General features: G+C 39.3%; 15 protein-coding genes and 1 pseudogene. 10 read left to right on the top strand and 6 right to left on the bottom strand.

Features of this window, described 5'->3' with window-relative positions; all coding sequences use genetic code 11:
• Window positions 1-111: 111 nt before the first annotated feature.
• Entirely contained in the window at window positions 112-384 is a 273-nt protein-coding gene (locus ACYIB7_RS04690; RefSeq protein ID WP_099463311.1) for an HU family DNA-binding protein, read from the bottom strand.
• Window positions 385-574: 190 nt separating this feature from the next.
• Between ACYIB7_RS04690 and mutY the strand changes: the two genes are divergently transcribed.
• The 5 genes from mutY to ACYIB7_RS04715 are packed head-to-tail and all read left to right on the top strand — an operon-like array spanning window position 575 to window position 4,762.
• Complete coding sequence (mutY, locus tag ACYIB7_RS04695; protein ID WP_480338256.1) at window positions 575-1,660, top strand: A/G-specific adenine glycosylase; 1,086 nt, start codon at window positions 575-577, stop codon at window positions 1,658-1,660.
• Window positions 1,661-1,703: 43 nt separating this feature from the next.
• Window positions 1,704-2,201, top strand: a complete 498-nt coding sequence (gene ssb / locus ACYIB7_RS04700; protein WP_103983016.1) for a single-stranded DNA-binding protein — start codon at window positions 1,704-1,706, stop codon at window positions 2,199-2,201.
• Between the two features lie 25 nt (window positions 2,202-2,226).
• Window positions 2,227-3,561, top strand: a complete 1,335-nt coding sequence (gldE, locus tag ACYIB7_RS04705; RefSeq protein ID WP_103983015.1) for a gliding motility-associated protein GldE — start codon at window positions 2,227-2,229, stop codon at window positions 3,559-3,561.
• A gap of 5 nt (window positions 3,562-3,566) precedes the next feature.
• On the top strand, window positions 3,567-4,139 hold the full coding sequence (gldD, locus tag ACYIB7_RS04710) for a gliding motility lipoprotein GldD (RefSeq protein WP_103983014.1): 573 nt from the start codon (window positions 3,567-3,569) through the stop codon (window positions 4,137-4,139).
• Window positions 4,139-4,762 carry a 4'-phosphopantetheinyl transferase family protein gene (locus ACYIB7_RS04715; RefSeq protein ID WP_103983013.1) on the top strand — a complete coding sequence of 208 codons (624 nt, stop codon included), beginning with the start codon at window positions 4,139-4,141 and terminating at the stop codon, window positions 4,760-4,762. Before gldD ends, ACYIB7_RS04715 begins: the two co-directional genes overlap by 1 nt.
• Before the next feature lie 54 nt (window positions 4,763-4,816).
• Here the strand turns inward: ACYIB7_RS04715 and ACYIB7_RS04720 are convergent, their stop codons facing one another.
• The 4 genes from ACYIB7_RS04720 to ACYIB7_RS04735 are packed head-to-tail and all read right to left on the bottom strand — an operon-like array spanning window position 4,817 to window position 8,287.
• A complete protein-coding gene (locus ACYIB7_RS04720; RefSeq protein WP_103983012.1) occupies window positions 4,817-5,560 on the bottom strand; it encodes a shikimate dehydrogenase family protein in 744 nt (247 codons plus the stop codon).
• 21 nt (window positions 5,561-5,581) lie between these two features.
• Window positions 5,582-6,322 carry a bifunctional demethylmenaquinone methyltransferase/2-methoxy-6-polyprenyl-1,4-benzoquinol methylase UbiE gene (ubiE, locus tag ACYIB7_RS04725; protein WP_103983011.1) on the bottom strand — a complete coding sequence of 247 codons (741 nt, stop codon included), beginning with the start codon at window positions 6,320-6,322 and terminating at the stop codon, window positions 5,582-5,584.
• Between the two features lie 3 nt (window positions 6,323-6,325).
• On the bottom strand, window positions 6,326-7,276 hold the full coding sequence (locus tag ACYIB7_RS04730) for a phosphoribosylaminoimidazolesuccinocarboxamide synthase (protein WP_099463303.1): 951 nt from the start codon (window positions 7,274-7,276) through the stop codon (window positions 6,326-6,328).
• A 12-nt stretch (window positions 7,277-7,288) separates the two neighbouring features.
• Complete coding sequence (locus ACYIB7_RS04735; protein ID WP_099463302.1) at window positions 7,289-8,287, bottom strand: PhoH family protein; 999 nt, start codon at window positions 8,285-8,287, stop codon at window positions 7,289-7,291.
• A 99-nt stretch (window positions 8,288-8,386) separates the two neighbouring features.
• Between ACYIB7_RS04735 and ACYIB7_RS04740 the strand changes: the two genes are divergently transcribed.
• Both ACYIB7_RS04740 and fumC read left to right on the top strand, forming a co-directional pair.
• A complete protein-coding gene (locus ACYIB7_RS04740; RefSeq protein ID WP_099463301.1) occupies window positions 8,387-9,046 on the top strand; it encodes a DUF5715 family protein in 660 nt (219 codons plus the stop codon).
• Window positions 9,047-9,107: 61 nt separating this feature from the next.
• A complete protein-coding gene (gene fumC / locus ACYIB7_RS04745; protein ID WP_099463300.1) occupies window positions 9,108-10,505 on the top strand; it encodes a class II fumarate hydratase in 1,398 nt (465 codons plus the stop codon).
• Between the two features lie 2 nt (window positions 10,506-10,507).
• Here fumC and ilvA read toward each other — a convergent pair whose 3' ends face one another.
• Window positions 10,508-11,707 (bottom strand): threonine ammonia-lyase, encoded by a 1,200-nt coding sequence (gene ilvA / locus ACYIB7_RS04750; RefSeq protein WP_103983009.1) that lies wholly within the window; start codon window positions 11,705-11,707, stop codon window positions 10,508-10,510.
• Window positions 11,708-11,820: 113 nt separating this feature from the next.
• On the opposite strand from ilvA, the gene ACYIB7_RS04755 reads away from it, so the two are divergent.
• The 3 genes and pseudogenes from ACYIB7_RS04755 (at window position 11,821) to ACYIB7_RS04765 (ending at window position 14,039) form a co-directional block, all read left to right on the top strand.
• A complete protein-coding gene (locus ACYIB7_RS04755; protein ID WP_103983008.1) occupies window positions 11,821-12,177 on the top strand; it encodes a thioredoxin family protein in 357 nt (118 codons plus the stop codon).
• A gap of 532 nt (window positions 12,178-12,709) precedes the next feature.
• A pseudogene (locus tag ACYIB7_RS04760) lies at window positions 12,710-12,928 on the top strand (tyrosine-type recombinase/integrase); the annotation flags it as partial.
• Between the two features lie 364 nt (window positions 12,929-13,292).
• A complete protein-coding gene (locus ACYIB7_RS04765) occupies window positions 13,293-14,039 on the top strand; it encodes a response regulator transcription factor (RefSeq protein ID WP_480338257.1) in 747 nt (248 codons plus the stop codon).
• Window positions 14,040-14,095: the final 56 nt, after the last annotated feature.

The following is a 14,095-nucleotide window of genomic DNA, read 5'->3' on the forward strand; positions in this document are numbered from 1 at the left end:
CTATTCTTTTTCAGTCTCTTTTTGCGCTTGTGCGTAGACATTTTATGTCTTTTTCTTTTTTTTCCGCTAGGCATTGTTCTTTAATTTTAAATTTAACGTATAATTACTTGATTACTTTACTTCATTTAAGAAAGTCTTAGCCGGCTTAAATGACGGGATGTTGTGTTCCGGAATGATGATCGTTGTATTTTTAGAAATATTACGAGCTGTTTTCTGAGCTCTTTTCTTAATAACGAAACTTCCGAAACCTCTCAGGTAAACGTTCTCACCTTGAGCTAAAGAATCCTTTACAATGTCCATGAAAGATTCAACGCTTGCCAATACCGTAGATTTGTCAATGCCGGTACTTTTTGAAATTTCGCTAACAATATCTGCTTTAGTCATGTCTATAAATTAATTAATTGATTTGGACCTATTAATTTTTTGGAATGCAAATATATAGCTTTTTATTTAAGTGTAAAAAGAATTGATGCCCAATTTTTAATAAAAAACATTCCTTACAATCCGTTATATCTATGTATGTTTGCATTAATCAAATAGTTAGGTTTGAACGTTGATGTGAAAACAAGTCGTTATGAGACAGATAGAAAACGATTTAAAAGTAAGTCGTGCTTTGATAGCATGGTATAACGAGTATAAAAGAGATTTGCCTTGGAGGAATACAAATGATCCGTATATTATCTGGATATCGGAGATTATATTGCAACAAACGCGTGTTGTTCAGGGATTGGAATATTTCAGACGGTTTGTTAATCGTTTTCCTGATGTTGAATCTCTGGCAGTTGCAGATGAAGACGAAGTGCTGAAATATTGGCAGGGTTTAGGATATTATAGCAGGGCTCGTAATCTGAGAATGGCAGCTTGTGACATAATGGATCGCTTCAATGGTATATTCCCCGATAAATATGAAGATGTTATATCGTTGAAAGGTATAGGCGAATATACTGCGGCTGCAATTGTTTCATTCGCATGGAATCAGCCTTATCCGGTAGTCGATGGAAATGTCTTTCGTGTTTTGTCGCGTTTATACGCTTTGGAAATTCCGATCGATACAACAAAAGGAAAGAAAACCTTTACAGATTTAGCCGGATTATTGATGGACAATTCTAAAGCAGGTCTTCACAATCAGGCTATAATGGAACTTGGAGCGTTACAATGTATTCCTCAAAATCCAGATTGTAATAAATGTCCTCTTGTAGATAAATGTATGGCATTTGCCGAAAATAAAGTAGATTCATATCCGGTTAAACAAAGTAAAACAAAAATCCGGAACCGTTTCTTTCATTATTTCTACATTATATATAAAGGCAAAACCTGGCTTCATCGTCGGGAAGGAAAAGATATATGGACCGGATTATACGAATTTCCTCTGATCGAAACAGCCCATATAATGGATTTTGGAGAGTTGCAGCAAACAGATGCTTTCCGGTATCTGTTTAAAGATGCAGGCAAATTGGATATTTCCGTGAAGTTGGAAAATGTAAAACATGTATTATCCCATCAAATAATTTATGCTACTTTCTATAAAGTGGAGATAGAGTTTGAAACCGAGGCTTTGCAACGCTATCTCTATATTTCTTGTGAGGATATAGATAAATATGCCGTGCCACGTCTTGTACATATTTATTTGGAGAAATTCGGCCGAAACTTGTTTGAGTGATTGAATTTATGTTTCTTTGTATAATAATTTAGAAATTAGAACTATGTCGTTGAATAAAGTTATACTTATCGGCAACGTGGGAAAAGATCCCGACGTGCGTTATTTTGATAGTGGAGCCGCTGTTGCAAATTTTTCTTTGGCAACATCTGAAAGAGGTTATACATTGGCTAACGGAACAGTGGTACCGGAGCGCACCGAGTGGCATAATATTGTTGTTCGTCGTGATTTGGTCCCTTTTGTGGAAAAATGGGTAAAGAAAGGTTCCGGTGTTTATGTAGAAGGCAAAATCCGTACTAGAAGCTATGATGATCAGACAGGTGTGAAACGTTATGTAACAGAAATACATGCTGACCGTGTAGAGTTTTATAATACAGGAACACGTCCGGCGGACGGAACACAACAGAATACGAATGCAGGAGTTCAGCCAATAGCAGGTCAGTCTGCTCAGCCGGCTAATACACCTGTGAATTACCAGCAGCCAACCTCTTCACAGTCGGGTGCTTTTTCTGAAACCAGCGACGCGGATGATCTCCCGTTCTGATATTGTTTAACTAACACTGTTCCCCTTGGACTCAGATTATTATTCGGACTTATTTAGTCATATAACGATACAGGCGCTTACAGCGGGGCCTGTGATAGCTCTCAGCCTGGCTATTTTGTTGCTGTTTATCTCCGGTTTTGTGTCGGCTTCCGAAGTGGCATTCTTTTCTCTTTCGCCGGGTGACATAAGTGACATCCGCGAAGAGAAAACAACTTCCGATCTTGTTATCCAACGCCTTCTTGAGCGATCGGAACATCTTCTGGCGGCTATACTGATAGCAAATAATTTTGTAAATGTAGCTGTTGTCATGCTTTGTACCTATGGTATTAATGCATGGATAAATTTTTCTGCATCTCCTGCTTTGGGGTTTGTATTGGAAACTGTAATACTGACCTTCTTACTTTTACTTTTTGGTGAGATTATGCCAAAGATTTATGCACAAAAGAACGCTTTGAAATTTGTTCGTTTTGCTGCTCCCGTATTAAGCGGTCTTGAACGTTTCTGTAAACCATTATCCTCTCTATTAGTAACATCTACTACTGTTATTAACAAAGCGTTAGTGAAGAAAAAATATGATTTATCGGTAGACGAACTAACGAAAGCACTCGAGTTAACTTCTACGGAAATACCGGAAGAAAAGGAAATGCTTGCCGAAATTATTAAGTTTTATAATAAAACGGCAGACGAGATAATGACACCTCGTCTGGATATGGAAGATATTGATATTAAGAGTAGTTTTCATGATGTTACAGAGTTTATTGTAAAATCCGGTTATTCCCGTATTCCTGTTTATGCAGGGACGGAAGATAATATCAAAGGTATTTTATATATCAAAGACCTGTTGCCTTATTTGGAGAAACCGGATACATTCCGTTGGCAAAGTTTGATTCGCCCGGCTTATTTTGTACCGGAGACGAAAAAGATCGATGATTTGCTGGAAGAGTTTCGTACTAATAAAATACATATGGCGATTGTTGTAGACGAGTTTGGTGGAACGTCCGGTATTGTAACGATGGAAGATATTCTGGAGGAAATTGTGGGCGAAATTTCAGACGAATACGATGAAGATGAACAGCAAGTTATCCGTTTGGCTGATGGTAGCATTATATTTGAGGCCAAGATATTACTGACAGATTTCTTTCGTGCTATTGATGTCGATCCGGGTGAGTTTGGCAAGCTGACAGAAGAGGTTGAAACTCTGGCCGGGCTTCTTCTCGAGATAAAAGGAGATTTTCCGCATCGTCGGGAAATTATAGAATACAACAAATATCGTTTTCAGATACTGGAAGTAGATAATCGCCGTATATTGAAGGTGAAGTTCAATTGCATCCAGAATCACGAAACAGAGGATGGAGATTAGTTCTTATGAAGTGGTTGGCTATTTGGTGTGTGTGCTCGCTAGCATGTTATTCTTGTACAGAATATACACCGAAGCCGCGTGGCTATTTTCGTATAGAGCCAGGCGTTGCTCATTATCAGAAGTTACCGCTGGACAATCTTCCTTATACGTTTGATGTATCGCAATTATCTATCGTGGAGTTACCGCCAGTCGAAAATGCGTCCGGCCAATGGATCAATATTTCATACCCGTCATTGGGTGCTAAGATATATTGCAGTTATTTACCTATAACTCCAGCCACATTGCATCGGGCGGAGAGTGAATCCCGGGAATTAGTATCTCGCCAGGTGAAAGATATAGCTTCCGTTGTTGAGAAGACATATAGTAACCCGGATGAACATGTTTATGGCTCTCTTTTCCTGCTGGAAGGCGAATTGGCTTCACCTATACAGTTTATGCTGACCGATAGTGCAGCAAACTTTTTCCGCGGAGCCTTGTACTATGATTGCAAACCTAATGCAGATTCTCTGGCTCCTGTAACCGAATATCTCCGAAAGGATATTATAGAACTTATCCAATCTTTTAGCTGGAAGAAATAATGCCTTTATTACAGAAACAAAATAATCCTTTGCTTGGAGTTTGGCAGATAAGCGAAAGCTCAGACAAGTTATTGTCTATGCTGCCTAATTCGTCCGGTTCTCTTTCTTTCTTGCAGTCTATACGTGCCGAACATCGTAAACAGGAACGGCTAGCTAGCCGTGTACTGTTGAAGGAGTTGTTGGAGAAAGAGGCTGTAATTGATTATTTTCCGAACGGAGCACCGTTTTTGCCGGATATACCTTTACATATCAGTATATCACATACGAAGGGATATGCTGCGGTCTTATTGCAGGAATCTCCTGCTGCAGGTGTCGATATTGAGTATCGCTCGGACCGGGTATGTAAAATACGGAATCGATTTATGAATCAGGAAGAAGAAGAAGCTATTGATTTGAATCATGAGATTGAACATCTTTTGATTTATTGGTGTGCAAAAGAGACATTGTTTAAGATGATAGGGCAGGAAGACGTGGATTTTTGCCGTCATTTACATGTAAAACCTTTCCTGTATGCAGAATCCGGTACTTTTGTTGTTCAGGAAACACGCACACAGGAAAATGCTTTTTTTAAATTAGGTTATTCCGTTACTCCCGGATTTGTTCTGACCTGGAGTTTAGATTGATTCTTTTTGATGCTTGTCTTGCCGGATTTTGATGCTTACCTTTTTCCATACAAGTTATTTCTGCCAGATTTCCCAAGCGGCAAAAGCTTGTAGCAGGAGCATTTCAAGTCCGTTTTTAACTACTGCCCCTTTTTCTTTCCCTTTCTTCATGAAAAGAGTTTCGTCCGGATTATAAAGTAAATCGTATAATAAATGATCCGGTGTAAGCATGTCATAAGGAATGTCCGGGCATGTATTGATATTTGGAAACATTCCGAGTGGAGTTGTGTTTACGATTACGGTGTATTGCTCCATTGTTTTTGGAGTAATTTCATCGTAGGTGATACAAAACTTTTTCGGAGTGCGTGAGACTAAAGTTGCACCTACACCTAGCTGTTTTAATCCTTGGAATACGGCTTTGGAGGCTCCTCCGGTACCAAGTATTAGTGCTTTATGGTGTGTCTCTTTTAATAATGGTTCGATAGATTGTTTGAACCCGATAATATCGGAATTGTAACCCTTTAATTTAGTCTTTCCAAAAAGACCTTTTGAGAATTTAATAACGTTTACCGCACCGATCAAGCGTGCGTCTTCATCCAAATCATCCAGATAAGGGATAATTTGTTCTTTGTACGGAATAGTGACATTCAGTCCGTTCAATTCCGGATTTTCCTTTAAGACGTTTTTTATATCTTTGATGTTCGGGATTTCGAAGTTGATATATGTTGCATCTATCTTTTCTGCTTCAAACTTTTGATTGAAGTATGTCTTCGAAAATGAATGTCCCAGAGGATAGCCTAATAATCCATATTTCTGCATAGTCTTTTCAAATATTCGTTACTATTTAGTGCCTGTGTATAATGAACAAATTCCGAAGGTGAAGGTTTGTACATGTGCATCGGTAAAACCTTGACGGCTTAGTAAACCGGTCATCACCTTTCCCTGCGGAACAACTTTTATAGATTCCGGCAGGTAACTGTATGCTGATTTTTCTTTAGAAAAAAATCTACCTACGTTAGGGATAACTAATTTTGAATATAAGCAATAAAGCTGTTTTATCGGGAAATGTTCCGGTGTGGACAATTCCAGAATCATAAGATGACCACCGGGCTTTAGCACACGATACATTTCTGCAATCCCTTGTTCGATATTCTCGAAGTTGCGGACTCCAAAAGCGGCGGTTACAGCATCGAACGAGTTATCCGGATAAGTCAATTTTGTGCAGTCTTGCTGCTCAAATGATATATATTCCGAATAACCGGCTTTTGCTACTTTTTTGCGGCCTACTTCCATCATTCCTTCGGATATGTCTGCTCCTGTAATATGCTGAGCTTTCAATGTCTGATACATGGAGATAGCCAGATCGCCGGTTCCTGTGGCAATATCTAATATGGTTTGCGGAGAAAAAGGGCGCAGAAAAGCAATGCCTTTTTTGCGCCATCCTTTATCTATGCCGAGTGATAATGTATGATTCAGTAGGTCGTATTTTCCGGCGATGTTATCAAACATACGCTTTACCTGCGCTCCTTTGTTTTCTTCGTTATTATATGGAAGAATTTGTTCTGAACCGTACTTCGCCATACCTTATTTATTTTTCAAATATTCGGTTACGTTCTTTTCGATACGACTGGTTAGATTGTCAGTGTCGACTTTTACGAACTTTTCACCCGTGATGTGTTCGAATAATTCTATATAGCGGTCGCTGATACCTTCTACAATGGCCGGTGTCATCTCGGGAACCTTTTGTCCTGCTTTGCCCTGGAATCCGTTTTCCATTAACCATTCGCGCACGAATTCTTTGGAAAGCTGTTTTTGCGGTTCACCTTTTTCAAAACGTTCTTTGTAGCCTTCCGAATAGAAGTAACGGGAAGAATCCGGTGTATGAATTTCATCCATCAGATAGATAGTGCCGTTGCTGGTTCCGAATTCGTATTTGGTATCTACGAGGATAAGTCCGCGTTCTGCTGCAATTTCGGTTCCTCGTTTGAATAAAGCCATCGTGTACTTCTCTAGCAAAGCATATTCTTCAGGCGTAGCCAATCCCTGAGCCAAGATTTCTTCTTTAGAGATGTCGGCATCGTGTTCTCCTATTTCAGCTTTTGTTGTCGGTGTGATGATCGGTTCAGGGAAACGTTCGTTTTCACGCATACCTTCCGGCAATTTTACACCACATATTTCGCGTACGCCGCTTTTATAAGTGCGCCAAGCACTACCACAAAGGTAGCCGCGTACGATCATTTCAACAGGAAATCCTTTGCATTGTACACCAACGGTTACCATTGGGTCCGGAGTTGCAAGTTTCCAGTTCGGGCAAATATCGGTTGTAGCGTCAAGAAACTTGGCTGCAATCTGATTCAACATTTGTCCTTTATAAGGAATACCTTCCGGCAGAACAACATCAAATGCCGAGATGCGGTCGGTTGCAACCATTACCAGAACTTCATTATTAATGTTATATACATCGCGTACTTTACCGTGATATACGCTTTTTTGTCCGGGGAAATTAAAGTCGGTTCTAACTAACGCCTTCTTCATAACCTTTTTAATTTAATTAGTTATTATTGTAGATTCCTTTTTCTTCTCTTTTGATTCTTTACTTTCTTTCTTGCGCTTGTCATCAAATTTATCATAAGCTTCAACAATACGTTGTACCAACTTGTGGCGGACAATATCCTTTTTGTTGAATTCTATTTTTCCTATTCCGTTTACACCTTTAAGTATGTTCATGGCCTGGATAAGCCCGGAAGTTGCTGTAGGAGGTAAATCTATTTGAGTAATATCTCCGGTTACAATCATTTTAGCATTCATACCTAAACGGGTCAGAAACATTTTTATCTGATGCGTAGTTGTATTTTGTGCTTCATCCAGAATAATAACGGCATCATTCAGTGTGCGTCCGCGCATAAAAGCAAGAGGCGCAATTTGTATGATGTTGTTTTCCATATATTCTTTCAGTTTGGCTCCGGGTATCATATCTTGCAAAGCATCGTACAAGGGTTGTAAATAAGGATCTAGTTTGTCTTTCATTTCGCCTGGTAGAAATCCGAGCTTTTCTCCGGCTTCAACAGCTGGGCGACTTAATATGATTTTGCGGACTTCCTTGTTTTTTAACGCTTTTACAGCTAGCGCTATAGCTACGAATGTTTTGCCCGAACCGGCCGGCCCTGTGGCAAATACAAGATCGTTTTCTTCGAATGCTTTTACCAGCTTTTGTTGGTTATCTGTCCGGGCAACGATAGCTTTACCGTTCATTCCGTGTATAATGAGGTTTTCCTGCTTGGTTATGACAGGAGCTTTCCCCTTCACAATATCAAGAATTACATCTTCCGTAAGAGAATTGAATTCTTCGCAATACTTTTCGACTTCGCGGATTTTCTTGAGGAAAAGTTCAGACTCATCTTCGTCGCCTATTACTTTCATTACATTTCCACGGGCAACAATGCGCAATTTCGGGAACAGAGTTTTAATTAACTGCATATTTGCATTGTTAACTCCATAGAAAATAACCGGGTCTACGCTTTCCAGGATATAAATTCGTTCAATCATTCAGAAACCATCTTTTATGGAACACAAAAGTAGTAATATTATGAATCCGATGGTACTGTGTTACGTTTTTTCTTTATTTTTGTCATTCAAAAATGAAACATGATGAAATATACGATAAATGCTCTACTGTTGCTAATAGCTTTTTCTGTAGTAACAGCCTTTCCTTCCTGTAAAGAAAAACGTGGCGAACTGAAAAAAATATGGTATAACGGAAGCTACAACCGCGATTTTAAAGACTTGAACGATGTTCATTTGGCAGAGGCCCAACGTTTAGGTATTGAACCGGTTTCCTCCAGAGAAGAGGCAGAAAAGGCATCAAAGAAGATGGAAGAAATAGAAACTAATGATTACTATGAAGTAGAAGAGTTAAAACACTCTATTCCTTACCTCATTCCTCAGGCTGCTGATCTGTTGGAGGATATCGGTAAAAACTTTCAGGATTCGTTGTATAATTTGAATGCTCCTAAGTATAAAATATTAGTTACAAGCGTAACCCGTACGGTAGATGATGTGAAGAAATTAAAAAGAAGAAATTTTAATTCTTCGGTTAACTCAGCCCATCAATACGGAACTACTTTCGATGTTTCATGGGCCAGATATACTAAAATTGACGAGAAAGATACTTTGAATATAGATAAAGACCGGTTGAAGATGGTTCTGGCTTCAGTTCTTCGTGATTTACACAGGCAAAACCGTTGTTTTATAAAGCATGAACGTAAACAGGGATGTTTCCATATTACTGTGCGTGATGCAAATTAAATTTTCGTAAAGAGAACATTTCTTTCCGGTAAGAAGTTTTAATAATAAAAAAGGAATTAAAATGGATTATCGGATAGAGAAAGATACGATGGGAGAAGTGAAAGTTCCTGCTCAAGCTTATTATGGAGCACAGACCCAACGTAGTGTGGAGAACTTTAAGATTGCCCGTGGAACAGACCGCATGCCTGTAGAAATAATCGAAGCATTTGCTTTTCTGAAAAAAGCTGCTGCTTTAACGAATAAGGAAGCCGGTGTTTTATCTACTGAGAAATGCGACCTGATTGTTCAGGTTTGTAATGAAATTCTGGAAGGTAAACTGGATGGTAGTTTTCCTTTGGTCGTTTGGCAGACAGGCAGTGGGACGCAAACGAACATGAATGTAAATGAAGTCATAGCCAATCGTGCACAGGTATTGACCGGTGGAAAACTTACGGATAAAGAAAAAATACTGCTTCCGAATGACGACGTCAATAAGTCTCAATCTTCAAATGATACTTTTCCTACTGCAATGCATATTGCTGCATATAAAATGTTGGCCGAAACGACTTTGCCCGGATTAGAAAAACTTTATCATACGCTGTTACTTAAAAGCCGGGAGTTCATGCCGGTTGTAAAGATCGGGCGTACACATTTTATGGATGCTACCCCATTGACATTGGGGCAGGAGTTTAGCGGTTATGCAGCCCAGCTTGAATATGGAATCTCAGCTGTGCGAAATTCATTATCACATATATCGGAATTAGCTTTGGGCGGAACTGCTGTCGGTACGGGCATTAATACTCCGAAAGACTATGCCGAAAACGTAGCCAAGAAGATTTCTGAATTAACCGGATTGCCATTTGTTACCGCTCCGAATAAATTTGAAGCATTAGCTACGCACGACGCACTAGTCGAGGCTCATGGAGCATTAAAAAGCGTTGCTGTCAGCCTGATGAAAATAGCTAATGATATCCGTATGTTGGGTTCAGGCCCGCGTGCCGGAATAGGAGAAATACATCTTCCTGAAAATGAGCCGGGGTCATCTATTATGCCGGGAAAAGTCAATCCGACCCAGTGCGAATCTTTGACGATGATTGCCGCCCAGGTGATGGGGAATGATGTGGCAATTTCCATTGGCGGATCTAACGGACATTTTGAACTGAATGTGTATAAGCCGATGATTGCATATAATTTTTTGCATAGTGCCCGGTTGATAGGAGAAGGCTGTACCAGTTTTAATGATTACTGTGCAGTAGGAATAATACCGGTAACGGCAACGATCCGGAAACATTTGGACGATTCTCTGATGCTTGTTACGGCTTTGAATCCGAAGATCGGCTATTATAAAGCAGCGGAAATTGCACAGAAAGCATATAAAGAAGATAAAACCTTAAAACAGGCTGCCATAGAATCAGGTTATCTTACAGCAGAAGAATTTGATAAATGGGTTGACCCTGCAAAGATGGTAGGCCGCGAATAATTTTATATGGCGACAATTTTATAACCGGCAATAGCCAGCGCTTGTCTGATTTCGTTAATCTGGCGCTGGTCGCGTGTTTCCATTTCCAAACGAAGATAACAACCATTGATGTCGGTTGTGTGACTTACCCGTTCGTGATATACGGAGACTACATTTGCTCCCAGCTCCGCTATGATCTGGGAAACTTGTTGCAATTGTCCCGGTTTGTCCACCAATTCGATTGTCATGCTACATGAGCGCCCCGATTTTTGCAAACCACGCCCTATTACCCTGGATAGGATATTCACGTCTATATTACCTCCTGATACCAGACATACAACGTTTTTCCCTTTGATAGAGACTTTGTTGAACATAGCAGCAGCTACTGCAACGGCGCCGGCACCTTCCGCAATTAGTTTCTGCTGTTCGATAAGGGCGAGTATTGCTGTAGATATTTCGTCATCGGTAACGGATACAATTTCGTCGACGTACTTCTGGCATAAATCAAAAGTATGCAATCCCGGTTCTTTCACAGCTATTCCGTCTGCTATAGTACGGACTGTTTCTAATCGTTGTATCCTACCTCGTCCGATAGATTCGGCCATGCTTGGTGCACCGTTTGCCTGTACGCCATACACTTTTACATGTGGCGCCAGTTTTTTGATAGCATATGCAACACCTGAAATAAGTCCGCCTCCGCCGATAGGCACAATTACAGCATCTAGTTCCGGTAATTGTTCCAATAACTCAAGTCCTATTGTTCCTTGGCCGGCTATTACATCTTCGTCATCAAAAGGATGAATAAACGTATAGCCTTCTTCGTCTCTTAATTCCAAAGCCTTTTTATAAGCATCATCATATACGCCTTCAACCAAGCAAACCTCGGCACCGTATCGTTTGGTTGCCTCTATTTTAGAAATGGGCGCATTATCAGGCAAACAGATTATTGAACGGATATCTTGCGAACTGGCAGCCAAAGCAACACCTTGGGCATGATTTCCGGCAGAGCAGGCCACAACACCCTTTGCTTTCTCTTCTTCTGTTAGTTGGGATATTTTGAAGCAAGCTCCGCGAACTTTAAAAGAACCGGTTGTTTGCAGGTTTTCCGGTTTCAGGTATATGTTGCATTCCGGATTGATATTTGGTGCTTTTATAAGGTCTGTGCGCCTTATTACTGTTCTTAATGCAAATGAAGCCTGATATATTTTGTCGAGTGTGAGCATGTTGCTGTTGTTAAAACGATGTGCAAAAGTATAAAACTTATGTGTATTATATCAGTCTTACCATAACATATTTCTTATTACCTTTGTTATATATACAATAAAAGAAAAGAATCATGGAAGTAACAAACTTGACAAAAGATGATTTCATAGCCAGAGTCGGGAACTTTGAAGCGGACCCGAAAGATTGGGAATATATTGGTGATAAACCGTGTTTGGTAGATTTTCATGCCCCATGGTGCGGCTATTGTAAACGTCTGAATCCATTGTTGGACGAGATGGCACAGGAGTTTGACGGTAAGATTTATATTTATAAAGTAGATGTAGATCAGGAAGCAGAGTTGGAAGCTGCTTTTAATATCAGAACCATACCTACTCTTTTGCTCTGTCCTGTAGGTAAACCTAAGGAGCAGCTTTTGGGTGTTATGGGTAAACAGGAATTAAAGAAACTGATAGAGGATAAATTATTATAACATCGGGATCATTTTTACAAATCATCCTGATGTTTTAAGAAAATGATCCCGATGAAGTAAAGTGGAGATTATTGTGATCTAATTGTTTTAATGATCGGAGGCGGTTTTCTTGTATAAGAAAGCCGCCATCTTTTGTTTAAGCATTTCTTTAAAATAAATAACTTCGCAGATTGCAATCAAGAGTAGAGCGTAGCGAATCAGCTGAATCGGTGTTCGTTACGCTCTGTTTTTAGCTACGGGTGGCACAATAAAAAGCCATCATAAAGCCAAGCAAGGACAGAGTTTGATTACTAAGTCATTACCGAGAGTAGATTGCAAATAGTTTGGTAATCGCATCTTATTCAGTAATTTGCACAAGTTTGCGTATCGACAGATAACTCAATGGAAACTAATTTTGTAACCAAAAAAGATTGAGTTATGCGCAGTACATTTCGTATTCTAATGTATCTAAAGAAAGGTAGCGAAAAACCCGATGGGAACGTACCTTTAATGTGCCGTCTGACCGTAGATGGTGAAATCAAACAGTTCAGTTGTAAGATGGACCTACCACCTTGCGAGGTATTCCGCAGCAACGACTATCCTGTTATCGCATGGCGTACCCATCGAAACAGTGAGCCGTATTCTCGGACATATGAATATAAAGACCACGCAAATATATGCCCGGATAACCAACCAGAAGATAAGTCGGGATATGGTAATCCTCTCGCACAAGCTGGAGGGTATGGAGAAGAGTATCCTGAGAAGAACATAACGAAACAACGCCGAACATTTCTAATTACCAATTATTTACTGTATTCTTCCGGATTTTGCCTATCTTTACGAGATTCTACCTGTATTTGGAGGTAATTAAAATTGTAATTCGATGAAAATGAGTAGTATTATAGATGTTTTGTGACAGAATGGTTTTACACAAGTATGGTTAGCAGAACAACTTGACCGTTAAGAGAGAAAAGCGAAAATACCCACGTTTCAGCATGGGCATTATTTATTTTTATTTGACAGACAGGTAGTCGAGAACCTTAAAATAAGCTGATAAAAAGAGTTTTATCTGTGCTTTTTTATGCCAATATGCAATGAGAAATGATTGACTAAAGAACAAATAAATAGATACTTATATGAAAAATGAAGAGCATGTGACATCTGCGTTTGACGAAACAATAAATATTGGCATCGAAGCAAAAAATTTATTGGACCATCATATTGAATTGTTGAAATCATTATCAAAAACGATTAAAGACAGTATATATGTAGTTGATTTCCAATCGAAATGTTTTCGATTTGTTTCCGAGAGAGGGCTTTTTTGGTGTGGCCGCACATCGGCAGAAGTATTGCGGTTAAGATTCAATTTTTACGATGAAGTAGTTCATCAGGACGATTTACCAATGATTAATAAAGTATTTCAAGTTATTTCTCATTATTTTTCATTTCCAGATACTGCACTTGAAAATTTAATTTGCATGGTATTCAATTTTAGAATATATGGTGGGAGGAAATACTTGATGGTTAGTCATAAAGTTGTGCCACTGATTGTAAGTGATGGCGCACAATTTGCTGTTTGTACTGTATCCGATTCAATACTCGAAACCTCCGGAAATCTTTACGCTTATTATAAAAACGGAAAACGATATAAGTACTCATTAGAGGATTATAAATGGATACTTGATACACAAATTATGCTCACACCACAGGAAAAGAAAATTATACAATGGACAAAGCAAGGCAAATCGGTTCGAGAGATAGCGGATTTCCTTTGCCTGTCCGACAAAACCATCCGAAATCAAAAAGTGATATTATTTGAAAAATTAGGTGTCAAAAATATGCTGCAATGTATTACTTATGTTGAAAATCACTTTTTGATATAATGCTAACTACTTTATCTCGTGTGTTTTTCAATATCATCAACGGATTGTCTTCTTCA

The organism is Parabacteroides sp. KHUB-03 (assembly GCF_056640975.1).

What these genes read in the sequence shown, in the direction of transcription:
- ACYIB7_RS04735 (WP_099463302.1), bottom strand. Translation starts at nt 8,287, where the DNA reads ATGATTGAACGAATTTATATCCTGGAAAGCGTAGACCCGGTTATTTTC.
- mutY (WP_480338256.1), top strand. Translation starts at nt 575, where the DNA reads ATGAGACAGATAGAAAACGATTTAAAAGTAAGTCGTGCTTTGATAGCA.
- ssb (WP_103983016.1), top strand. Translation starts at nt 1,704, where the DNA reads ATGTCGTTGAATAAAGTTATACTTATCGGCAACGTGGGAAAAGATCCC.
- ACYIB7_RS04765 (WP_480338257.1), top strand. Translation starts at nt 13,293, where the DNA reads ATGAAAAATGAAGAGCATGTGACATCTGCGTTTGACGAAACAATAAAT.
- ilvA (WP_103983009.1), bottom strand. Translation starts at nt 11,707, where the DNA reads ATGCTCACACTCGACAAAATATATCAGGCTTCATTTGCATTAAGAACA.
- ubiE (WP_103983011.1), bottom strand. Translation starts at nt 6,322, where the DNA reads ATGGCGAAGTACGGTTCAGAACAAATTCTTCCATATAATAACGAAGAA.
- gldD (WP_103983014.1), top strand. Translation starts at nt 3,567, where the DNA reads ATGAAGTGGTTGGCTATTTGGTGTGTGTGCTCGCTAGCATGTTATTCT.
- ACYIB7_RS04720 (WP_103983012.1), bottom strand. Translation starts at nt 5,560, where the DNA reads ATGCAGAAATATGGATTATTAGGCTATCCTCTGGGACATTCATTTTCG.
- ACYIB7_RS04740 (WP_099463301.1), top strand. Translation starts at nt 8,387, where the DNA reads ATGATGAAATATACGATAAATGCTCTACTGTTGCTAATAGCTTTTTCT.
- fumC (WP_099463300.1), top strand. Translation starts at nt 9,108, where the DNA reads ATGGATTATCGGATAGAGAAAGATACGATGGGAGAAGTGAAAGTTCCT.
- ACYIB7_RS04730 (WP_099463303.1), bottom strand. Translation starts at nt 7,276, where the DNA reads ATGAAGAAGGCGTTAGTTAGAACCGACTTTAATTTCCCCGGACAAAAA.
- ACYIB7_RS04715 (WP_103983013.1), top strand. Translation starts at nt 4,139, where the DNA reads ATGCCTTTATTACAGAAACAAAATAATCCTTTGCTTGGAGTTTGGCAG.
- ACYIB7_RS04755 (WP_103983008.1), top strand. Translation starts at nt 11,821, where the DNA reads ATGGAAGTAACAAACTTGACAAAAGATGATTTCATAGCCAGAGTCGGG.
- ACYIB7_RS04690 (WP_099463311.1), bottom strand. Translation starts at nt 384, where the DNA reads ATGACTAAAGCAGATATTGTTAGCGAAATTTCAAAAAGTACCGGCATT.